The sequence below is a fragment of the Bradyrhizobium sp. 190 genome (assembly GCF_023073415.1).
Taxonomy (GTDB): Bacteria; Pseudomonadota; Alphaproteobacteria; order Rhizobiales; family Xanthobacteraceae; genus Bradyrhizobium.
In genome coordinates this window covers 45,512-66,112 of record NZ_JADPJL010000048.1, presented here as the reverse complement: position 1 = coordinate 66,112, position 20,601 = coordinate 45,512, and the positions used below count along the sequence as shown (strand labels likewise).

18 protein-coding genes and 3 pseudogenes are annotated in these 20,601 nt (G+C 61.8%); 11 read left to right on the top strand and 10 right to left on the bottom strand.

What is annotated here, in order from left to right:
- The first annotated feature begins 181 nt into the window (after positions 1–181).
- Positions 182–316 (top strand): hypothetical protein, encoded by a 135-nt coding sequence (locus tag IVB22_RS41420; protein WP_256467457.1) that lies wholly within the window; start codon positions 182–184, stop codon positions 314–316.
- Positions 317–400: 84 nt separating this feature from the next.
- Here IVB22_RS41420 and IVB22_RS26415 read toward each other — a convergent pair whose 3' ends face one another.
- The 3 genes from IVB22_RS26415 to IVB22_RS26405 all read right to left on the bottom strand — a co-directional run bounded on the left by IVB22_RS26415 (position 401) and on the right by IVB22_RS26405 (position 2,056).
- A complete protein-coding gene (locus IVB22_RS26415) occupies positions 401–1,081 on the bottom strand; it encodes a ParA family protein (RefSeq protein WP_247520178.1) in 681 nt (226 codons plus the stop codon).
- Between the two features lie 189 nt (positions 1,082–1,270).
- Positions 1,271–1,600: a hypothetical protein gene (locus tag IVB22_RS26410; protein ID WP_247520177.1), complete on the bottom strand. Its 330-nt coding sequence runs from the start codon at positions 1,598–1,600 to the stop codon at positions 1,271–1,273.
- Positions 1,601–1,699: 99 nt separating this feature from the next.
- A complete protein-coding gene (locus tag IVB22_RS26405) occupies positions 1,700–2,056 on the bottom strand; it encodes a hypothetical protein (protein ID WP_247520176.1) in 357 nt (118 codons plus the stop codon).
- Positions 2,057–2,647: 591 nt separating this feature from the next.
- Here IVB22_RS26405 and IVB22_RS26400 point away from each other — a divergent pair.
- From IVB22_RS26400 to IVB22_RS41180, 4 genes and pseudogenes are all read left to right on the top strand, one after another.
- Positions 2,648–3,436: an alpha/beta fold hydrolase gene (locus IVB22_RS26400; protein WP_247520175.1), complete on the top strand. Its 789-nt coding sequence runs from the start codon at positions 2,648–2,650 to the stop codon at positions 3,434–3,436.
- Positions 3,402–4,580 carry a PAS domain-containing sensor histidine kinase gene (locus IVB22_RS26395; protein ID WP_247520230.1) on the top strand — a complete coding sequence of 393 codons (1,179 nt, stop codon included), beginning with the start codon at positions 3,402–3,404 and terminating at the stop codon, positions 4,578–4,580. Before IVB22_RS26400 ends, IVB22_RS26395 begins: the two co-directional genes overlap by 35 nt.
- A 299-nt stretch (positions 4,581–4,879) precedes the next feature.
- A complete protein-coding gene (locus IVB22_RS26390; RefSeq protein WP_247520174.1) occupies positions 4,880–6,145 on the top strand; it encodes a site-specific integrase in 1,266 nt (421 codons plus the stop codon).
- Positions 6,146–6,200: 55 nt separating this feature from the next.
- A pseudogene (locus tag IVB22_RS41180) lies at positions 6,201–6,332 on the top strand (transporter associated domain-containing protein); the annotation flags it as partial.
- Between the two features lie 45 nt (positions 6,333–6,377).
- Here the strand turns inward: IVB22_RS41180 and IVB22_RS26380 are convergent.
- Positions 6,378–6,971, bottom strand: coding sequence for a sulfite exporter TauE/SafE family protein (locus IVB22_RS26380; protein ID WP_247520172.1), 594 nt, complete (start codon positions 6,969–6,971; stop codon positions 6,378–6,380).
- Between IVB22_RS26380 and IVB22_RS26375 the strand changes: the two genes are divergently transcribed.
- The 6 genes and pseudogenes from IVB22_RS26375 to IVB22_RS26350 all read left to right on the top strand — a co-directional run bounded on the left by IVB22_RS26375 (position 6,945) and on the right by IVB22_RS26350 (position 15,701).
- The gene (locus tag IVB22_RS26375; protein WP_247520234.1) at positions 6,945–7,715 is read left to right on the top strand and encodes a hypothetical protein; all 771 of its coding nucleotides are present in this window, start codon (positions 6,945–6,947) and stop codon (positions 7,713–7,715) included. The two genes, IVB22_RS26380 and IVB22_RS26375, sit on opposite strands and share 27 nt — an antisense overlap.
- 257 nt (positions 7,716–7,972) lie before the next feature.
- Positions 7,973–9,463, top strand: coding sequence for an efflux RND transporter periplasmic adaptor subunit (locus tag IVB22_RS26370; protein WP_247520171.1), 1,491 nt, complete (start codon positions 7,973–7,975; stop codon positions 9,461–9,463).
- 8 nt (positions 9,464–9,471) lie between these two features.
- Positions 9,472–12,590 (top strand): annotated as a pseudogene (locus IVB22_RS26365) (efflux RND transporter permease subunit).
- A gap of 28 nt (positions 12,591–12,618) precedes the next feature.
- Positions 12,619–12,993 (top strand): hypothetical protein, encoded by a 375-nt coding sequence (locus tag IVB22_RS26360; RefSeq protein ID WP_247520170.1) that lies wholly within the window; start codon positions 12,619–12,621, stop codon positions 12,991–12,993.
- A 13-nt stretch (positions 12,994–13,006) separates the two neighbouring features.
- Positions 13,007–14,333 (top strand): annotated as a pseudogene (locus IVB22_RS26355) (MFS transporter).
- A gap of 81 nt (positions 14,334–14,414) precedes the next feature.
- Positions 14,415–15,701: a hemolysin family protein gene (locus IVB22_RS26350; RefSeq protein ID WP_247520169.1), complete on the top strand. Its 1,287-nt coding sequence runs from the start codon at positions 14,415–14,417 to the stop codon at positions 15,699–15,701.
- Between the two features lie 72 nt (positions 15,702–15,773).
- On the opposite strand, the gene IVB22_RS26345 is transcribed toward IVB22_RS26350, so the two are convergent.
- From IVB22_RS26345 to IVB22_RS26320, 6 genes are all read right to left on the bottom strand, one after another.
- Positions 15,774–16,136 carry a hypothetical protein gene (locus tag IVB22_RS26345; RefSeq protein ID WP_247520168.1) on the bottom strand — a complete coding sequence of 121 codons (363 nt, stop codon included), beginning with the start codon at positions 16,134–16,136 and terminating at the stop codon, positions 15,774–15,776.
- A 191-nt stretch (positions 16,137–16,327) separates the two neighbouring features.
- Positions 16,328–17,215: a DUF1259 domain-containing protein gene (locus tag IVB22_RS26340; RefSeq protein ID WP_247520167.1), complete on the bottom strand. Its 888-nt coding sequence runs from the start codon at positions 17,213–17,215 to the stop codon at positions 16,328–16,330.
- 29 nt (positions 17,216–17,244) lie between these two features.
- Positions 17,245–18,636, bottom strand: a complete 1,392-nt coding sequence (gene chrA / locus IVB22_RS26335; protein WP_247520229.1) for a chromate efflux transporter — start codon at positions 18,634–18,636, stop codon at positions 17,245–17,247.
- Complete coding sequence (locus IVB22_RS26330; protein WP_247520166.1) at positions 18,633–19,451, bottom strand: sulfurtransferase/chromate resistance protein; 819 nt, start codon at positions 19,449–19,451, stop codon at positions 18,633–18,635. The genes chrA and IVB22_RS26330 overlap by 4 nt, the downstream gene beginning before the upstream one ends.
- A 312-nt stretch (positions 19,452–19,763) precedes the next feature.
- On the bottom strand, positions 19,764–20,018 hold the full coding sequence (locus IVB22_RS26325) for a DUF1127 domain-containing protein (protein ID WP_247520165.1): 255 nt from the start codon (positions 20,016–20,018) through the stop codon (positions 19,764–19,766).
- A gap of 136 nt (positions 20,019–20,154) precedes the next feature.
- A complete protein-coding gene (locus IVB22_RS26320) occupies positions 20,155–20,556 on the bottom strand; it encodes a low molecular weight phosphatase family protein (RefSeq protein WP_247520164.1) in 402 nt (133 codons plus the stop codon).
- Positions 20,557–20,601 lie beyond the last annotated feature (45 nt).

Here is a 20,601-nt window from a genome sequence, read left to right as displayed (position 1 = left end):
AATGTCGCGGTCGGGCCTTCGCTCGAAGTTGCAGCTTCGCACTCACCAGCCATTAACCAGGATACCGCGGTGGTTAATCGGCGGTAGCAGGCGCGGTCAAATGCAAGCAAAATCGCAACCGGGTTTTTAAAGCTGCTCGCCTATCAAGATGACAGGAGCAACAAAAACGCGGGGGCGCGTCGTGCATTTCGAAAACAACAACACCATCTCTCAACAGGGCTTTTCCACCGAGGACATTCTGTGGGCCGTCGGCATCTGGTCGGTGATCCTGACGCTGTCGCCGGTCGTCGTGTTCTACGTGCTGATGGTGGCGTAAGCCGCGGCGCAAAAGAAAAACGCGCGGATCGCCGCGCGTCTTTGTCAGTCCAGAAAAATCAATCCAGAAAAGAAAGCGGCGTTGTTACGCCGCCTGCTTGTGCATGGCGCCCGATGCCGACGCCGTTCCGCGGATCGCCTTGATCGAACGTTCGATCGCGCCCCACAGCCTGGTGATCTCGGCCGCAGCGCGGCCTTCGGCGTAATATTCGCGGGCGCCTTCGCCCTGGCTCAGCGCCATGATCAGATCGGCGCGATTGGTGATCTGGCCGCTCCACACCGGCGCGCGGAATTTCGCCAGCGCTTCGCGCGCGATGGTGACGATGCGGCTCTCGGCGCCGTCGCGTTCGGCGGGTGCGCCGTTGACCACGACCGCGTAGGGCTTGCGCGCCGAACGGCAGGTCTGAATCGTTTCCTGCACCGCGTTGACGTCGAACACGCCGGGCCGCGCCGGAATGATCACCATCGTGGCGTTACGGATCGCGTCGTCGACGACGGCCGACAGATTCGGCGGCGTGTCGATGAACACCCATTCGATGCCGTCGCGCTTGGCGGCAGCGACGATGCCGCTGACGGAATTCACCGCAGACTTGATCGGCGGTTCGTTGGTGCCGCGCAATTTGTGCCAGAGCGTAAGCGATCCCTGCGGGTCGGCATCGACCAGAAGGATGGGCTTCGTTGCCTTGTGAACATGGGCAGCGAGGTGAGCAGCCAGGGTACTCTTTCCCGAGCCCCCCTTACGTGATGCAAATACTATTACGTTCATAACTTGGCCTCCAGTTGACCCCAGAAGCCGAAAATGAATCAGCGGGCTGATTCGCGAAAGAAAAATTTATTGGATGCCGCGATGAAGCCACGCAATTGCCAACAAGGCTGGTTTTTGAGTCACACGTGTGAGCACCGTCACAACCGAAAACGGAATCGGTTGAATGCCTTGCAGAGTGCCTTGATCGGCTCATTGCGCGGTTTTTGCGCGCTCGCGTTCGAGCTTTGCGCGCTGGCGCTCGAGCCATTTGCGCTCGATCCATCCGAGCCCCTGCGCCATCGGCTTCTGCAGCGGCGGCACGTCCTGCGCGAACAAAAGGAGTCCGAGCGGCAGCATCCAGAGTCCGAGCACCGGCAGGAAGCTGAGAAAGCCGCCAGCGACCAGCAGTATCGCGAGCGGAATCCGCGCGTAGATCGACGATGGCTTGCGTACCCAGCCGACGAACTTCGCTGGCCCCGGCGGCAGCTTCTTCTGAAACCAGGCGAAGTGCCGGTCGAGTTCCTTTTGGTGCTTGCTCAATAGACCCTCTCCTCTTGGCCTAAGGAGATGTTCATTTCAGATGGCGCAAACAAGGCGTCAGTCTGGCGCGCCAGGGAATCTTAAAATGATGTAATGCCGTCAGGTCGCCCGTTTCGCCGGCTTTTTGGCCTTGCGCGGCTTGGTGCTCACGGCCTTGCGCGGCGTTGCGGGCCGGATCACGGTCGGTCGGCCGGCCGGCCTCGCCGCGGCTTCGCTCGGGTCAGGCCTGAACTGCGCCCGGCAGGCCGGCGAGAGCTGGGACTTTTTGGCGACCATGCAGGCGGTCACGCGGCTGACATCAGGGATTTCGGAGCTGCAGAGCCGGAACGCGTCGCCCGTGCAGGCCTGCTCGTGTTCGGGGGTATAGGTTTGACCGGCGGCGGGCCCGATCGAAACCGACAGCGCTACGGCCAACAGGCATCCAAGCCAGAAATTCCCTGCTCGAAAAATCGTCATCAATCCCCCAGCGCAAAGTTTGGCGGAATTGTGGGTGAACCGATCAGGATTCGCAAGCACGGGTGGACAACCCGCCACAGCACAAGTGTCGCGGCACGTCGAAGCCTCCGGGAAAGCAGAGCTCATACGTGCAGACAAGAAGCAGTGAAAAGCATCCTGAGGCAGCCAAAAAAGGGACCCTCTCCATTAAGCATTATAATACCTCTATGGAGGCGGCGGCGCAGATGGTGACAAATTGAAGTCGATTTCGACGTCTGCAAAGCGCTAACCCTCGGCCGCGCGACCGAGAGCACGACAACCTCGATGAACTCGCTTGATTGTTGCCCGGGCATAAAGATGACCATGGGAGAGAGCGTAAGAGGCTGCTAACCGCGGCCAAGGCACCGCTTCCTTCTTCAACAGTGTGCAAGCATCCATTCCGGGCGCCGGGCTAATTCAATCATCTCGCTATTGCGGCGATGACGCCCCCCCTCGACACTTGGATGATTCATCCGAGCGCAGCCCCAGACCATTCTCGGAACTCGTCCGCGCCCTAATTGCCTCAGCGCCGCACCCGGTCGATAATGCCGGGCCTCCGATAGTGGGACTTTCATGAACGTTTCCGCGCGCAACAATGTCAGGATCAATGGGTCCGGGGAAAGGGCGATGGTCTTCGCCCATGGCTTTGGCTGCGATCAAAACATGTGGCGATTTGTCGAGCCCGTCTTCCGAAGCACTTTCCGAACGGTTCTGTTCGACCATGTCGGCGCAGGTAACTCTGATTTATCGAAGTACGATCCTGTAAAATACGGCAGCCTATCCGGCTACGCCGACGACCTCGTGGAGATCGGGGAAGAGCTGGACTTGGAGGGCGCCGTGTTCGTCGGTCACTCCGTGAGTGCGATGATTGGCATCCTGGCCTCGCTCAAAGCGCCAGGTCTGTTTTCAAGCCTCGTACTCGTCGGCCCATCTGCCCGGTATATTGATGACGGTGATTACAAGGGCGGGTTCAGCGCAAAGCAAGTCGAGGAACTGCTCGAATTCCTCGAGGCAAATCATATGGGATGGTCGGCTCAGATGGCCCCGGCCATCATGGGCAATGCTGACCGGCCGGAGCTGGGCGAAGAATTGACCAACAGCTTCTGTCGAACCGATCCCGATATTGCAAAGCACTTTGCTCGCGTCACATTCACATCTGACAATCGCGATGACCTCGCAAAAGTGACGACGCCAACACTCGTTCTACAATGCTCTGAAGACATCATTGCCTCGACGGAAGTCGGCGAGTACGTCCAGCGTCACATCCCAGGAAGCAAGCTCGTCATTTTGAATGCGACGGGCCACTGCCCAAACCTCAGTGCGCCGGATGAAGTCATCGCGGCGATGCGCGCCTTTGTCTGAACTCACACCATCGATACCGGCTTCATCCATCATAGAGGATCTTGAGGACCTTTATGAAAACGCTCCTTGCGGCTATCTCTCGCTCGAACCGGGCGGACGCATCTTCAAAGTAAACAAGACGCTGTGCAATTGGACAGGCTACCGCCCTGAGGAGTTGCTGGGCCAGCGACTCCATCACCTTCTGAACATCGCTGGCCGCATGTTCTATGAAACCCACATTGCGCCGCTTCTGCGGATGCAAGGTTTCTTTCATGAAGTCGCACTCGATCTCGTCACCGCAAAAGGCGACCTTCTGCCCATGATCGTGAACGCTGCCGAGCGGCGCGATAGCGAGGGTAGGCCGATCTCAACGCGGATCACTTTTCTCAAGGCGACCGAGCGTCGTCGATATGAGCGCGAACTTCTCGACGCTCGCGATCAAAGTCGAAGCCAGGAGGCTGCCGCTCGTGCGAGCCTGACAAGTGAGCGTGAGACCTCGGAACTGCGGGAGCAGTTCATCGCCGTGCTCGGCCATGACCTTAGAAATCCGCTCGCTTCTATCAGCGCAGGCGCTCGCATACTGCTTCGCAAGCCCAAGGACGAAACCGAGACCAAAGTCTTGCAGATGATGGAGACGACCGTCCTGCGCATGGCCGGCCTGATCGATAACGTCCTGGATTTCGCGCGAGGCAGGCTTGGCGGCGGCATTACGCTGAGCAGGAATGCGAACACATCGATAGAGCCTGTTCTGCAGCAAGTGGTCGATGAGTTGCGGACAGCGATGCCGGACCGGCGCATCGAGACCGATTTTCGGATAACACAGCCGATCAACTGCGATCGAAGCCGTCTCGGCCAACTGGTTTCAAATCTGCTTGGAAATGCGCTAACCCACGGCGCGCCTGGCAAGCCGGTACTCATTCGGGCTCTCACCGACAACGGCATGTTCGAGCTTTCGGTCTCCAACGCGGGCGAGCCGATTTCGGCGGAAGCGATGGAGCATCTGTTTCAGCCCTTCTTTCGCGGCCGCGTAAGGGCAAGTCTTCAAGGCCTGGGTCTCGGCCTGCATATCGCGTCCGAGATCGCCAAGGCGCACGAGGGCACATTGACCGTGAAATCGGACAGTGAGGAAACCCGGTTTACTTTTCTCATGCCGTTGCGGACCTGATCGCAGAAGCTGGATAAAAGGTGGGGACGCAAGCACGGGTGGACGACACGCCACAGCGCAATTGTCGCGACAGATTCGCGTGGGAATTCAGCGAGGTGAGGATTGGTACAGTTGGGTGGGCTCGAACCACCGACCTCCTGTTCCACAGACATAGCATGGGCTCCGCCGATGCTACGCCATTCCCGCCTTTCGTACGAAAATCGTAGTATTATCAACAAATAAGCTCGCCGCCTTCCGCCTTACCTGCGCTGCAATTAGCGCTATGGTGGTAGCTACGTGGTAGCTACAGAGGTTGATCGATGGCGGTTTCGAGCATCACGATCCGGGCAGTGCAAGCACTCAAGCCGGGCGAGACAATTTGGGACGCAGACCACCGCGAAGCGGTGCGGGGCTTCGGCGTTCGGCGTCAACGTGACCAAGCAACCTACGTCCTCAAGTACCGAGTGTTCGGTCGGCAGCGCTTTGTCACGATCGGCCCTCACGGCGCCCCTTGGACACCAGAGCTTGCACGGAGGGAGGCCAAGCGGCTTCTGGGCGTGGTTGCAAATGGCAAAGACCCGGCAGACGAGAAAGCCAAGGCGCGCCTGCAGGCGGCCGACACCCTCCGAGCAATCGCGGATCAATATCTTCGAGACGCCAAACAAAGGCTGAAGCCCCGGACCTACTCGGAGATCGAACGCTACTTATTGACCAGTTGGAAACCCCTGCATTCGATCTCGGTCTTCCAGATCGCCCGCCGTCATATTTCAGCTCGTATCGCGGACATCGCATCAGCTCATGGAGCGGTCTCAGCCGCCCGCGCCCGTACCGCCCTGTCCTCAATGTTCAACTGGGCAATACGCGAGGGCCTCGACATTGCCGCGAACCCGGTTCTCGGCACTAACCGACCTGCACAGCCGGGAGGCCGCGAGCGGGTCCTCACGGAGACGGAGCTATCAGCCATCTGGCAGGCCAGTGGCGACGACGATTATGGACGCATTGTGCGTTTGCTGCTGCTCACAGCCCAGCGTCGTGATGAGGTCGGCAGCATGCAATGGGCCGAACTTGATACCTTGTCGGGGCTCTGGACGCTGCCAAGCGCCCGCACCAAGAACCATCGCGAGCATTCGCTACCATTGGTTCCCGTCGCCCTATCCCTACTTCCGTACCGCCAAAAGGGCCGGGACTTCCTTTTTGGTGACGGGCCCCGGCGCAGCGGTGATCCCCATCGTGGTTTCTCCGGCTGGTCCAAGTCGAAGGCGGCGCTTGATGCACGGATCGCGGAAACCCTGGGGGCCCCCCTACCCCATTGGACAGTGCACGATCTGCGGAGATCGGCGTCCACGGTGATGGCCGACCGGCTTGGCGTGTTGCCGCACATAGTGGAGGCGATCCTGAACCATGTCAGCGGTCACCGAGCGGGCGTTGCCGGGGTGTATAACCGCGCTCGGTATGCGACCGAGATGCGCGAGGCGCTTCAGCACTGGGAACAGCACGTTACGGCCCTGCCAGCCCAAAAGGCGGGGCGTGTTGGCGCCGGCTCTCGTCCGGATTTCTTCCATGAGGCAGCCGGGTTCCATTCCTAGTTCAAGCTAGCCCGTTAGGGCACGACTGGCTACCCGCTAAGTGAAAATTGATGAGCAGGAGTTCGGCACCATTCCGAGTGTTGGCGAGCACGTCGAGGCGCACAGTTGGCGGTTCGAAATTGTCGATCTCGATGGACGACGCATCGATAAGGTGCTGGCAACCAGAATAGACACCATCAAGAACTGAAGGACTTTGGTTGCCGACTTTACGCACTGCCCAGTGCAACGGATCTCAGGTCGCCCAGCCCGTCATCTGCCGGCCGCCGATCGCCGTTATGGCGAGCGCGGCGGCGATCTCAAGCATCCGCACCACGCCATGTCGCCACCGCGGACTGAAAGCCAACGCGACGGGCAACGCCCTCGTCCGCAATACAACGGCCAGCAACGGAAATGCCGCGACTGTTACGATCATGCCGGCCGCGAACATTCCGCTCAAGACGAGGCCGGCGCCCACCGCCCCATGCACGATCGCGTATGTCATAATGAATGTCGTCAACGGACACGGGATCACGCCAGTCACGAATGCGAGGGCGAAGCCTGACTTCTCGCTGTCATGCGTATGAGGTCGAAGTGCCCGGAAGAGAAGCCACAGGCCGGTAAGCAGGATGAGAACGTGACTGGCGTGTTCCAGCCCGGGTGTCCGCCCGGCGCCGCCGATCGTCCGCCGCAGTAGGGCGAAGCCTGTCATCACCAACACGACGGCGGAGCCGACATGCGTGACGATGAGGATCGTGCTGGAGGCAAGCGCCCCCCGCCAGCGGCCGTCGCCGGCGTAGTAGGCCGTGAGCACCGATTTTCCGTGACCGGGCAGCAGGGCATGGAGCATCCCGAAGCAGAACGCGGCCGCCACCAACGATGGCAGGCCGGCCAAGCCAGTCGTCTGAAGCGCGTTCAATTCGCCTATCGCATTCGCATAGAGCCAGCGCTGAAGCTCGAAAGCGGCTTCCATCGATCTGTCACCATCTTCGAATGCTGTTCGGTCGATCCGAGCACCCGCGGACGAACATACCGCAATTCGGGCCGTTCGGCCGCCGATCCAGCAATAATACCCACTTGTGCGTGTGAAGACGCCGTTGTGCGGACCCGGGACGGCCTTGTAAGCACGATCAACTCCGATTATTTATGCGGTATGCAACGTCTGCTGCATCTTCCCCTCCGCCGGTTCGCCAGAACGATCATGTTCGTGGCGATTTCGGCGTTTATGCTGCAGGGGGTTCTGATTTCGATCTCCCAGGCCGCGGCCGCAGCAGGCACGATGTTGGAACCTGCCGTCACCTTGAGCGGTTCCGTGCATTTCCATGATCGTCTGGCGGGCCATGTGCACGACCACGGCGACAACGTTGCCGAGGGTCACGTGCATGATGGATTCGACTCCGATCATGAGGATGCCGCCGGCGGTACGCAGTTGTCCTGGACGATCTTCGGCACCTCGATCGCTATTCCGACGGTCGTCGCCTTGATTCCTTCATCCGACTTGCTTGGCCGCGTCGAACTGCCGGCGGGCCGAACAGCGGACGGAGTCGAACCCGCTGCTCTGATCCGACCACCAAGTACCTTCAGCCTCGCGTAGCTTGGCGACCTTTCCGGTCGCCGCCATTCCGCGTGACTGAAGAGGTTTCAATGTTCCCGATACAATGCTGCCTGAAAAGGCAGATCGCGAGGCTTGGCGCGGCCGGCCTCGGTTGCCTGTCTCTCCTCATCCTGAGCTTTGCCGCTTCCGTGGCTCATGAGGGGCACGATCACGGCGACGAGAAGATTTCTCCCGTGGTGTCCTCGGCCTTTCCCAGGGTCGCTGCGCGATCGGAGCTTTATGAGATCGTCGGCATCGTGAAGGGCAACCGGCTTTCGATCTTCGTCGACGATGCCGTCACCAACGAGCCCATTCCCGATGCGACGGTGCAGGTGACCATCGGGGAAGCAGCGGCGGTCGAGGCGACGAAAGAACCCGACGGTTCATATGCCGCTGCGCTGCCGGAGCCCAGGCCTACGGGTTCGGTAGAAGTCATCTTCGCGATTGCCGCAAAGAAGGGCGACGACCTGCTGGTCGACTCTTTCACCTTGTCTCAAAACGCCGTCGCGCTTGCTCGGGACGAACGCCGCTGGGTCTCGGCCGGCCCAGTGGGGGCTGCGCTCGTCCTTGCTGCTTTGAGCTTGGGCTTGGCATTCCGCTTTCTGAAACGCCGACGCCGCACGGTAGCGGCCACATCGGCGGCCGTGGCGGCGAGCGCGTGCGTCGTCCTCGCTGCGGTTTCATTCGGCGAATGGCGCAGCACGGCTGCCGATGCGGGCAAGCCGCCGCCACCGCCTGCTCTGAGCGACGCGCCGAGACGCCTTCAGGATGGTTCGGCATTCGCCGCAAAGACGACCCAGCGTCTCCTGGATATCCGCACGGCCTCCGCCGAGCCGAAGAGCGTGCGTCCCGCGCTCACGCTGATTGGCCGCGTCATTGCGAATCCCGACCGCAGCAGCATCGTGCAAAGCGTCTACGGGGGCCGCGTCGTTCCCAGCGAGATCGCGATACCGCGCATCGGTCAGGAGGTCCGCAAGGGAGACGTGCTGATCCGGATCGAACCTCACCTGCCCGTGGCGGACCGGACGACGATCCTGGAGAAGGTGGGCGAGATCGAGCAACTGATTGCGGTCGCAGAAAACAAGATACGCCGGTTGCGCCCGCTGGCGGAACGGGGAGCCGTCCCCCAAGGTCAAGTCAACGATCTCGAGAGCGAGTTGGAAGGCCTGCGTGCCAGGCGCGAAACCGTTCGCAATTCCCGCAGCGACCATGAAGTGCTGCGCGCATCGACCGACGGAATCATCACCACGGCCAAGGTCGTGCCGGGCCAGGTCATCCAGCCTCAGGATGTTCTGTACCAGATCGCCGATCCCAAGGGGCTTTGGGTCGAGGCTCTGGCCTACGGCGACATCGACCTGAACGCGCCCGTCGAAGCCACGGCCGTCGCTTCGAACGGGCAATCGATTCCGCTGTCACATCTCGGAACGAGCCGGGCACTGAGGCAACATGCGTCCGTGGTCCATTTCGCCATTCCGGAGGCGCCGGCAGGGCTCAACATCGGCCAGCCGCTCACGGTGATGGTTCAAAACGGCACGCCCACTGAAGGGTTGATCTTTCCCCGCGACTCCGTGGTGCGAAGCGGCGCCGGCGAAAGCATCGTGTGGGTGCACGTGGCGCCGGAACGCTTCGAGCCAAGACCCGTGCGGGTCCTGCCGGTTGACGCCACCCGCGTGATCGTCGCCGCGGGTCTCGGCGGTGGCGAGCGCGTCGTCGTGCGCGGCACCGATCTCGTCAACCAGATCCGCTAGGAGCCACGATGTTCGAGCTCATTGTCCGGGCCGGTTTGCGCAATCGCCTGTTCGTGTTGGCCGTCGCGGCGGCACTTGTGGCCTATGGTCTGTATGTCCTGCCGCGCATTTCTGTCGACGTGCTTCCCGACATCAACCGGCCGACCGTCAACATCCTGACCGAGGCGGAAGGCTTGGCTCCTCAGGAGGTCGAGCAGCTCGTCACGTTCCCGATCGAGACGTCCATGAACGGTATGCCGGGCGTCATCCGCGTGCGTTCCGTCTCCGGGGTCGGCCTTTCCGTGGTCTATGTTGAATTCGACTGGGGCGTCGACGTCTATCGCGCCCGGCAGTTCGTCTCGGAGCGCCTCGCGCTGATCCGCGAGCAACTGCCGTCGTCGGTCAATCCGCAGATGGGGCCGGTGACCTCCATCATGGGCGAGATCATGCTGATCGCGCTCACCAGCGACGGCAATGCGTCGCCCATGGAAGTTCGCGAGATCGCGGATTTCGTCGTCAGACCGCAGTTGCTGGCCATCCCCGGTGTCGCCCAAGTGATACCCATCGGCGGAGAGGTCCGCCAATACCGGGTGACGCCGAACGTGGCGACCATGCAGGCACTTGGCATCAGTCACGACCAGATCGAAAAAGCGATCGCCGGGTTCGGAACCAACAGCGGCGGCGGATTCGTTGACCAGCATGGCCGCGAATACCTGATTCGCAATGTAGGACTTTCCCGGCAGATCGACGACCTTGGCAACACGGTGGTTATGGAGCGCGAAGACCAGCCCATACTGCTCAAGCAGGTCGCTCTTGTCGAATTCGCCGCGCGTGCCAAGCGCGGAGACGCAGGCTATAACGGAAAGCCGGCCGTCATCGTCAGCGTGCAGAAGCAGCCCGCCGCCGACACGGTGGCTCTGACTCGAAGCATCGAAACTTCCTTGCGCGACCTGCAGCGCACGATGCGGGCGGGAGTCACCGTCACGAACGTCCAGTTCCGACAGGCCACATTCATCGAGACATCGATCGGCAACGTAAAACGGGTGTTGATCGAGGCCGCCGTCGTCGTCGCGCTGATTCTCTTCGTCTTCCTGATGAATGCGCGCGCGACGCTGGTTTCCTTGACCGCAATCCCGATATCGATCCTGATCACCATCCTGGTCTTCCGCGCCTTTGGAATGACCATAAACACGATGACACTCGGCGGCCTGGCCATTACGATCGGCGAACTGGTCGACGATGCAGTGGTGGACGTCGAGAACATTCTGCGGCGCCTGAGGGAGAACTCCGCGTTGCCGGAGCCCCGGGCTGTACTCGAAGTGATCGTCCAAGCGAGCCAGGAAGTCCGCTCCAGCATCGTCTATGCAACGGCGATCATCGTCCTCGTTTTCGTGCCGCTGTTCGCCCTCCCCGGCATCGAGGGAAGGTTGTTCACGCCGCTGGGCATCGCCTACATCGTGTCGATACTTGCTTCACTGCTGACGTCGGTGACGGTAACGCCGGTCTTGTCCTACTACCTCCTTTCCGGCAGGGCGCATTCGGGCGAGCGTGACAGCGCGCTCGTTCGGATTCTGAAGGAGGGCAACCGCCGTCTGCTGGGCTGGGCATTCCAACGGCGCGGGCTTGTGCTTGGCACGGCGGCCGTCGCCGTCGTGTTTGCGGGCTATGCGGCGACGCTGATGCCGCGCAGTTTTCTGCCACCCTTCAACGAGGGAACGCTTGTTCTTTCCCTGCAATACAATCCCGGCATTTCGCTCGCCGAATCGCATCGGCTTGGACTTCTTGCCGAACAATTGCTTGCAAAAGTCCCCGGAGTGAAATCGGTGGGACGCCGCACCGGCCGCGCCGAACTCGATGAGCATGCCGAGGGGGTTCATTTCAGCGAGATCGACGTCGATCTCGTCCCGTCGAAGCGCCAAAAGGCAGACATCTATGCCGATGTCCGGGACGCTCTTTCCGGCCTGCCGGCTTCGGTCGCCATCGGGCAGCCCATCAGCCATCGCCTCGATCACCTGCAGTCGGGCATCCGTGCGCAAGTCGTTCTGAAGATCTACGGCCAGGATATCGAGGTGCTGCGCCGGCTTGCGGAAACGTCGCGCCAGCGCCTTTCGACGATCTCCGGCCTGGTCGATCTCCAGGTGGAGAAGCAGGTACTCATCCCGCAGGTGCGGGTGCATATCGACCATGCACGCGCGGCGCTGCACGGCGTGACGCCAGCCGCCGTGACGCAGGCGCTCGACACCCTGTCGAACGGACGCAAGGTCTCGCAGATCGTCGACGGCAACCGCCGGTTCGACGTGGTGTTGCGGCTATCGGACCAAGATCGCTCGACCACGGGTCTACACAACCTCCTGATCCCTACTTCGTCCGGATTCGTGCCGCTGCACGCGCTGGCCGAGATCATCGAGACCGACGGGCCCAACCAGATCCAGAGGGAGGGCACGCAACGCAGGATCGTGGTCTACGGCAACGGGGACGGCCGCCGCGATATGGCCGAAATCGCTACCGACATGCGCCGCGCCCTTACCGAACTGGACTTCCCGCAGGGCTACACGGCGAACCTGGAGGGCACGTTCCAGGCACAGGAGGAAGCCGCATTGCACATCGGCATCCTGTCGCTCGCTTCGCTGGCGATGATTTTCATCGTTCTCTACAGCCGCTATCGGTCCCCAGCCCTGGCGCTCATCATCATGGGCGGCATTCCGCTCGCCCTGATCGGCAGTGTCCTCGCCTTGAAGATCGCCGGACAACGCTCTCGGTCGCATCGATGGTGGGTTTCATCACGCTGGCCGGCATCTCCGCCAGAAACGGGATTCTCAAGATTTCCCACTATATCAATCTGGCCCTCCACGAAGGCGAGCGCTTCGGAACGGGCTTGATCGTCCGGGGAAGCCTGCAGCGGCTCAGCCCCGTTCTGATGACCGCGCTTTGCGCCGGGCTCGCGCTGACCCCGTTGTTGTTCGGGGTGGATGAGCCGGGACGCGAGATCCTGCATCCGGTCGCCGTCACGATCTTCGGCGGTCTACTCAGCGCCACGATGCTGGATACCGTGGTGACACCCATCCTCTTTCTCTTGTTCGGCAGAAAACCCCTCGAGCGTCTTCTGACCGAACGCAGCGCAACGTTCGAACCGGCCCAAGCGTTCTAATCCACCACACTCACCTATGGAGAACAAGATGATCAAGTATGCATTCCTGGTGTTCATCGCCGCAATCACCGCCATGCCCGATTTTGCCGCTGCACAAACCAAGAATGGCAAAAACGGCGGTCCCGTTGTCACCTCCCAGGGGCATCCGATCGAATTCGTCCGGAAGGGCATGGAGATCGTCTTCTACGTCAGCGACGACGACGGATCTCCGCTTTCGACAAAGGAAATGCGGGGGCGCGCGACCATTCAGGACGGCGGCAAGACCGTTACGGTGCCGCTCACTCCGGACAGTCCCAACATGATGGTCGGCAAGATCCAGGCCGAACTCACACCCAAAGCGCGGGTGGTTTTTTCGGCCAACCTGCACGGCCACTCCCTGACCGCCAGATACACGACGGAATAATGCGGGAGTTTCCATGCTGTCCGTCCTAGCCGATCGGACCTACCGCCATCTGTTCTCCGCGCAGGTCATCGCGCTGATCGGAACGGGCATGATGACGGTCGCACTCGGGCTACTGGCGTTCAAGATCGCCGACGACAAGGCGGGCGCCGTGCTCGGCACCGCGCTCGCGATCAAGATGGTCGCCTACGTAGGTGTGGCGCCAGTCGTCGGTGGATTTGCCAACTATCTGCCGCGGCGGGCGTTCCTGGTATCGATGGACCTGATGCGCGCGGCGGTCGCGATCGCGCTGCCGTTCGTCGACCAGGTCTGGCAGGTCTACGTCCTGATCTTCGTGCTGCAGGCCGCCTCCGCCGCCTTCACCCCCACCTTCCAGGCCACCATCCCGGACGTGCTCCCCAACGAGGCTCAGTACACCCGCGCATTGTCGCTGTCCCGTCTCGCCTACGACATGGAAAGCCTGCTCAGCCCGACGCTCGCTGCGGCCCTCCTGACGCTCATCACCTACAACTGGCTGTTCGTTGGCACCGTCGTGGGTTTCCTGTGCTCGGCCGGGCTGGTGCTCTCCGTCACCGTGCCGCAACCCGAGCCGTCCGCGCGCAAGGGCGGCATCTATGCCAACACGACGCGCGGCATCCGGATCTATCTCGCCACTCCGCGCCTGAGGGAGCCTGCTGGCACTGAATTTGTCGGTGGCCGCCGCCGGCGCCATGGTGATCGTGAACACGGTCGTCCTCGTGCGCAGCGTCTTGGGCGGATCCGACAGCGAGGTGGCTCTCGCGCTCGCCTGTTTTGGCGGCGGCTCGATGACCGCAGCACTTCTGCTGCCCAGGCTGCTGGACCGGCTGTCCGATCGTGCAGTCATGCTTCCGTCGGCAGGCGTGCTCGGAGGGGCGCTTCTCGCCTTCGCGGCGATCGCGTCAGTGCCCGAGACCGCCGAGTGGCTCTGGCCGGCCCTGCTGTCGGCGTGGACGCTATTGGGTGCCGCCTACTCGGCGGTGATGACGCCCTCCGGCCGCCTGCTGCGGCGATCCGCCCGCGCTGCGGACCGCCCGGCAGTGTTTGCGGCGCAGTTCGCCCTCTCCCATGCCTGCTGGCTGCTGACCTACCCGCTCGCCGGCTGGATCGGCTCTACGATCGGAATGATCCCGACCCTGCTGGTCCTCGCCGGGATCTCTTTCTGCGGCGTCTTCCTCGCACGCGTGCTATGGCCGTCCGATGATCCCGATGTCGTGCATCACGAACATCCGGAGCTCCCCGCCGAGCATTCACATCTGCGCGGTGGGCGATCTCATCACGCTCATGCCTACACGATCGACGAGCTTCATCACCGGTGGCCATAGGCCACGAAGACCGGCCGCGCCATTCTCCGGTAGGATGTGCGACAAAGGCCATGTGACGGCGTACCAGGGGCAATAAGACTTATGCTATCGATCGAACTCGGAATTGTGACTGTTCTCATCGTGGTCAACGGTCTGTTGTCCATGTCTGAACTGGCCATCGTCTCCTCGCGTCCTGCCCGTTTGGCTGCACTCGCTGAAAAAGGCGTGCCAGGCTCGCGGCGCGCGCTCGCTTTGGCCTCGGACCCCGGGAAATTCCTGTCGACGGTTCAAATAGGCATCACCCTGATCGGTGTATTGTCCGGCGCCTTCTCGGGAGCCACCCTTGGCCTTCGGCTGACGAATTGGCTTGTCGAGACTGGAGTTTCACAGGGAGTCGCGGATGCCATCGGCGTGGGGGCCGTCGTAACGGTCATCACCTATACCTCGCTCATCGTGGGCGAACTGGTTCCCAAGCAGATTGCCTTGCGCAATCCTGAACTGGTGGCGGTCCGTGTCGCACCCTACATGGTGCTGCTTTCCAAGATTTCCCTGCCGCTGGTTTGGCTGCTTGATCGCTCCGGAAAGGTCCTGTTGTGGCTGCTTGGTCATCGCGGGCAGGCTGAGGAGAAAGTAAGCGAAGACGAAATCCGGTCCTTGGTTGTCGAAGCCGAGAACGCGGGCGTACTGGAGGCCGGAGAAAAGGAAATGATCGCAGGCGTCATGCGTCTCGGCGACCTTCCCGTCGCCGCCGTGATGACCCAGCGCCATGAAGTCAGCATGATCAGCCTGACTGATGCTTCGGAGGTTATCAACACGGCATTGGCCAACAGCGCCCATTCGCGTTTCGTGGTTTTCGAAGGCGATCGAAACTCAGCAGTGGGAATTATCCAGGCGAAGGACCTTCTCGATATCTATCTGTCCGGCAACACGCCGGATTTGCGCAAGCTGGTCCGGGACGCGCCGGTGATTCCTGAGTCGCTCGACGCGCGCGACGTGGTCTCGATTCTTCGGGATTCGCCCGTGCATATGGGTTTGGTGCACGATGAGTACGGCACCTTCCAGGGCGTGGTGACCAGCGCCGATATCCTGGAGTCCATTGTCGGCAGCTTCCATACCGACGAAGGGCCGGCCGAACCCGCAGCGGTCAAGCGTGATGACGGATCTTATCTGATCTCGGGATGGATGCCGGCGATCGAATTTTCCGAATTGCTCAAGATCCCGCTCCTCATCTCCCGGCGGTACCAGACCATCGCGGGCTTCCTGTTGCACGAGTTCGGCACCATTCCTAACGTCGGCGAGCATGTTGAGACGCATGGATGGCGGTTCGAAATCGTCGATGTAGACGGACGGCGCATCGACAAGGTGCTGGCAACGCCGCTCTCGACCTGAGTGGTACAACTTGAGTGGATCCCCCGCGTCCATTTTGACGGCCCGCACCGCGGCCGCGCAGCCACGCCCCTGTTACCGTCTCATTGGCGGTTCGACCGATATGAGGCTGGGCACAAGCGCATCGATGTGCCCAATGATGACGTCACGGGCGGCGGTGTAGTCAGTGGTCGGCAGCGGCACATCCGACCAATATGTGACCTCGGACGTTCCGCGGCGATCACCGGACACGGGGTCGAAAGCGAGCACCCTAATTGCCGCTTCGGCCTGTCCCGAGGTCAGCTCCAGCGGGACGTCGTTGACGGGCTCAAGGCCATCCAGGCTTAGGCCGTCCCTGATGCGGGTGGGGATCGAACCATCCACCTGAATTCCACGGGAGACCGCCGTAAAAGGCAGTCCCCGTTCCCTCGCAACGCGGTTGAAGTGGGCCGCAGCCATCTGGCTCTTCACCGAACCATGGAGGCAAACGAAGACGATCGTATTGTTGCGACCCTCCGCTACCGTATCCGAAGCGAGCGTTGGTGAATCGAATCCGATCGACAGTAGACCTGCAACGAGCCACGTGCGAAGCGAAGATTTCCGAACCGATTCCGTCACGATTGACTCTCCTCCATTGCTCCCTGATCCGATCAGCGCTGCGCGACGGCGGTCTTGTCGAGTGCCGCACGCACGCCTTTCGCCAGCTTCATCGCGTCATCGTTCGCCCAGAAATGGATGAAAAACATGCGCGGCTGCTCGTCGAGCATGTGACTGTGGATCGCGGTGACTTCGATGTCGCCGGCGCGCAGCGCCCGGATGAGCGGATTGACCTCGTCGCCGGTCACCAGAAAGTCGCCCGTGATCGCCGCCTTGCCGCCGCCGGTCGGCTGGAAGTTGATCGCGTTTGCCCCGCCCAGCGCCGGGCTGACCGCCATGCCACCTTCCGTCGCCGGCTGCCGGCGCGGAATGCCGAACTGATAGACGCCGCCGGTCGCATTGCCCTTGGCTCCCATGATCTCGTCCAGCTTCGCGGTTTCGAGATCGACCGCCGGCGCCGCTGCGGCGGCGGTGGCCGGCGGATCGAACGGCGTCTTGCTTTCCGAGGTTAGCGCCGAGCGGATCGCGGTGGCCATCTTCTCCGGATCGCCGTGGCCGGCCATGTGCATGTAGAAGGTCGCCGGAGAGGCGCGAAGAATGTGGTTGTGGATGGCGGTGATGTCCAATCCGCTGTTCAGCAGTTTGGTCATGACCGGGGTGATTTCGGTCTCAAGCAGGACAAGGTCGCCCATGACCATCGCCTGGCCGTGCATCGGTGCAAATGCGACCCAACCGCCCAGCGCCAGTGCGGGCTTGATCTGGACCCCGTCCAACGTGATGTGCAGGTCCGACCGCGGCAGGCCGTAGCGGTGGACCTCACCGCTGACGGCGGCGGTCTTGCCGAGCGCCGCATCCACCTTCTTCCAGTCGATGTCGGCCGCCCTGGCGCCGTACCCTTGCAGGGCAAGCCCGAGCGCGATGATAGCGAACGTGCGTTTCATGTATCCTCTCCTTTGCTTCGCCCCTTTCCCTAGATGACGCCCGCTGCGCGCAGCAGGACGCCGGTGATGCATGATGCGGCGAGGACGACGAGCATCCCCACATTGAAGCGGAAGATCGCGGTGGCGGCGGCGATCGAAAGGACGAGCGCCGGAACATCGACGCTGGAGAATATCGGCGCGTCAAAAGAGAAACCAAATCCCTGAACGGGAACGGTCTGCCTGAACAGCGTGTGCAGCGCGAACCAGATCGACAGGTTGAGAATGACGCCGACGACCGCCGCCGTGATGGCGGTGAGCGCCCCCGCGAGCGACTTGTTGCCTCGCAGCTTTTCGATGTACGGCGCGCCGAGAAATATCCAGAGGAAGCACGGCGTGAACGTGACCCAGGTGGCAAGCAAGCCGCCGAGGGTTGCCGCAACCAGCGGTGAAAGCCCGCCGGCATCGCGGAAAGCGGCCATGAAACCCACGAATTGGACGACCATGATGAGCGGTCCGGGCGTGGTCTCCGCCATGCCCAGGCCGTCGAGCATCTCGCGCGGCTGGACCCAGTGATAATAGTCCGCGGCCTGCTGGGCGACGTAGGCCAGCACCGCGTAGGCGCCGCCGAACGTGACCATCGCCATCTTGCTGAAGAAGATCGCGATCTGGCTGAAGACGTTCGCGGGGCCAAGCCCAAAGACGATCGCGCCGACGGGGATGAGCCAAAGCGCGAGCCAGACGGCCGCGACGCGCAGCGCCCGGGCCGGGGTCGCGCGCACATGTTCGGGCACGGCCTCATCCATCATGCTGTCGACCGCCGCGTTGCCCTTGCCGCCATGCTCGACGGCAGCGAACTCCGGCCTGCCGGCTCTCGCCCCGGCGAAGCCGACGATGCCCGCGGCGACGATGATCAGCGGAAACGGCGCGCCGAAGAAGAAGATCGCGATGAAGGCAAGCGCCGCGATGGCGATCATGACCCGATTGCGCAACGCGCGTTTGCCGACGCGGAACACAGCCTGGATCACGATGGCAAGCACCGCGGCCTTCAGGCCGAAGAACAAGGCCTCGACGAAGCCGACATTGCCGTAGACCGCGTAGATGTAGCTGAGACCCATGATGGCGATGACGCCGGGCACAATGAAGAGCACGCCGGCCATTATGCCGCCGGCGGTCCTGTGCAGCAGCCAGCCGATATAGGTCGCAAGCTGCTGCGCTTCGGGTCCCGGCAGCAGCATGCAGTAGTTGAGCGCATGCAGGAAGCGACCTTCCGAGATCCAGTTCTTCTCCTCGACGAGGATGCGATGCATCACCGCGATCTGGCCCGCGGGCCCGCCGAAGCTGAGCATTGCGACGCGAAGCCATACGACGAACGCTTCGCCGAACGAAATGCCGTGCGCGTAGTCGGTCGACGTGACCTTTGGATTCGCCGCAACGTCCGTCATGGCTTCGCCTTGTTGGTCGGCCAATTGTGCGTTTCCTTGGTCGCGTCACGGCACCAGCGGAAAAACGCGTCGTACAGCAGCATTCCGGCGCTCAATTGCTCGAGGTCGTCGTCGTACATGCGCGACAGGCCAAGGGACGCCGCGAGCAGCCCGGCTGCTTCGGGCGAGAGATCAAGACGACCGGTATCCGCCGCGCGCACCATTGTCGCCAGGCGTTGCAGAGGCGGCGTCGCGAGCCCGAACTCCTCGACCATCACGTCGAAGGTGCACAGATCGCCGCGGTGGCTCCAGAACACGTTTTCCACGTCGAAGGGGGTGGCGTCGAACCGCTCGGCCACGGCTTGGACTTCGGCCGACGCGACGAACAGGAAGACGGCGGCGGGATCGATGAACCGGCGGATGAGCCACGGGCAGGCGATGCGATCGATCTTCGGGCGGGACCGCGTGACCCATACGGTCCGGCCGCGTCCGTCGCGCTTCGGAATTTTACCGGCAGGGACGGTCGGCAGTTCAGCCTCCTTCCAGCCGACGTGCCCGTCTTCGAGGACCTCCGCCGCAACTTGGGCGTGGCGCAGCCACGCGGCAGTACCCTCGCTCAATTTCTGACCCTTTTGGCAGACGACCACGACCGACTGGCCGGTCAGGCGCGAAGCCCATTCCTGGACCTCGGCGTGCGGCCGTCGCATTGCGCCCGGAATCAGGCGTGGGTCGGCGGCGAAATCTTCGTCGATGCGGACGTCGATCAGCGTAGGCGCGTTGGCAGTGCCAATGAGCCGGGACAGTTTCTCGGTGGATATGGAGGTATATGAAGACATGCGTGCGCCCTTTGTGAAATCAGGACGCGATACTTGGGCATGTCGCCTCGCGAGGGGATCGCGACCCCCGTGCCTCGAATTAGACCCTTGAGGAGCCGGCTGTCAATCCGCGTTCATAGGTTCAACTCCACGTCGGAGAGTAACATGGGCGTAATACGATCTTTCGGATGGTGGCTTCGCCGATAGTCTCGCGAAAGCCGGCGGCCGAGCGACGTCCCACCCGTACGCGCAGCAGCCTCATCACGAACATTTTAACCGTGCCGGACGCAATGGTTCCCGTTCCAGCCAGGTCATCCGACGTTCGCTCAACTCTTATCGGCTGTCGCGCCAGGCGATCAAATACAAGGGAGACCTGCGCACTTCATCGACGGTCGTCCTCGATATGCCCATGTCGGCGATCAGCCGGTCATCAAGTTCGAGAAGTTGCTTGTACTGGCGTCGCCGTTCCCATCCCAGGCTCGTTGCGACCAGCCACGCAAGCGGCGTTTTCCGTGCCCACCTGAGGTCCCGAAAAGAGAGGGAAGCTGCGTCCAGAATGCCGGTTGAGGTAGTGCTGCCGCAAGACATGGTTTCACCTCCGTAATGGAGCGAAACAACGCTTGGCTGCGGGAGCTCATCGGGCGGTTGTCAAAGGCCCGAGTGATTACTGTATCATGCCAACTTCCACTGCTCAAGCGAAGCATGTGATTCCCTCGTCAAATGGTCACTGCGCAGCGAGACGGGCGATCAAGTTCTCGACGCGGCCTGTAATGAAGGTCCAGGCGATATCGAAATCGTCGCTAACCGCGGGACATTCATCCCAACGTTCCTCAGGTTTGGAAGACGCAAGTCGTCGAGCGGCATCGCATGCGAAAGACACGATCAAGTCAGCGTTGGTGAGCTGATCTGCCGCGATCAGAGTAGGACGGTACTGCCCGACATCGATGCCGCGGCTCTTCAAACCGGCCACTATGTTTTCAGGCACCTCATTGTCGGGTTCAGGACCCGAGGTGGTGGCTCGAAGCGGCAGGTTTCTCTCGGTCGCAATGCGATTGAAATATTCCGCCGCGATAAGGCTCTTTGCCGAGCCGTGCAAACACACAAATGCGATCTTCTTCGGGTCCATGACTTTCTCCTGATATGTCCTTGAATGCTTTCGATTGATCCGCTC

Bases quoted from the DNA above. Each gene is read 5' to 3' on its own strand.
- IVB22_RS26405 (WP_247520176.1), bottom strand. From the start codon at position 2,056: ATGACGATTTTTCGAGCAGGGAATTTCTGGCTTGGATGCCTGTTGGCC.
- IVB22_RS26330 (WP_247520166.1), bottom strand. From the start codon at position 19,451: ATGTCTTCATATACCTCCATATCCACCGAGAAACTGTCCCGGCTCATT.
- IVB22_RS26325 (WP_247520165.1), bottom strand. From the start codon at position 20,018: ATGTCTTGCGGCAGCACTACCTCAACCGGCATTCTGGACGCAGCTTCC.
- IVB22_RS26360 (WP_247520170.1), top strand. From the start codon at position 12,619: ATGATCAAGTATGCATTCCTGGTGTTCATCGCCGCAATCACCGCCATG.
- IVB22_RS26340 (WP_247520167.1), bottom strand. From the start codon at position 17,215: ATGAAACGCACGTTCGCTATCATCGCGCTCGGGCTTGCCCTGCAAGGG.
- IVB22_RS26390 (WP_247520174.1), top strand. From the start codon at position 4,880: ATGGCGGTTTCGAGCATCACGATCCGGGCAGTGCAAGCACTCAAGCCG.
- IVB22_RS26320 (WP_247520164.1), bottom strand. From the start codon at position 20,556: ATGGACCCGAAGAAGATCGCATTTGTGTGTTTGCACGGCTCGGCAAAG.
- IVB22_RS26380 (WP_247520172.1), bottom strand. From the start codon at position 6,971: ATGCTCCATGCCCTGCTGCCCGGTCACGGAAAATCGGTGCTCACGGCC.
- IVB22_RS26350 (WP_247520169.1), top strand. From the start codon at position 14,415: ATGCTATCGATCGAACTCGGAATTGTGACTGTTCTCATCGTGGTCAAC.
- IVB22_RS26345 (WP_247520168.1), bottom strand. From the start codon at position 16,136: ATGGCTGCGGCCCACTTCAACCGCGTTGCGAGGGAACGGGGACTGCCT.
- IVB22_RS26400 (WP_247520175.1), top strand. From the start codon at position 2,648: ATGAACGTTTCCGCGCGCAACAATGTCAGGATCAATGGGTCCGGGGAA.
- chrA (WP_247520229.1), bottom strand. From the start codon at position 18,636: ATGACGGACGTTGCGGCGAATCCAAAGGTCACGTCGACCGACTACGCG.
- IVB22_RS26415 (WP_247520178.1), bottom strand. From the start codon at position 1,081: ATGAACGTAATAGTATTTGCATCACGTAAGGGGGGCTCGGGAAAGAGT.
- IVB22_RS26395 (WP_247520230.1), top strand. From the start codon at position 3,402: ATGAAGTCATCGCGGCGATGCGCGCCTTTGTCTGAACTCACACCATCG.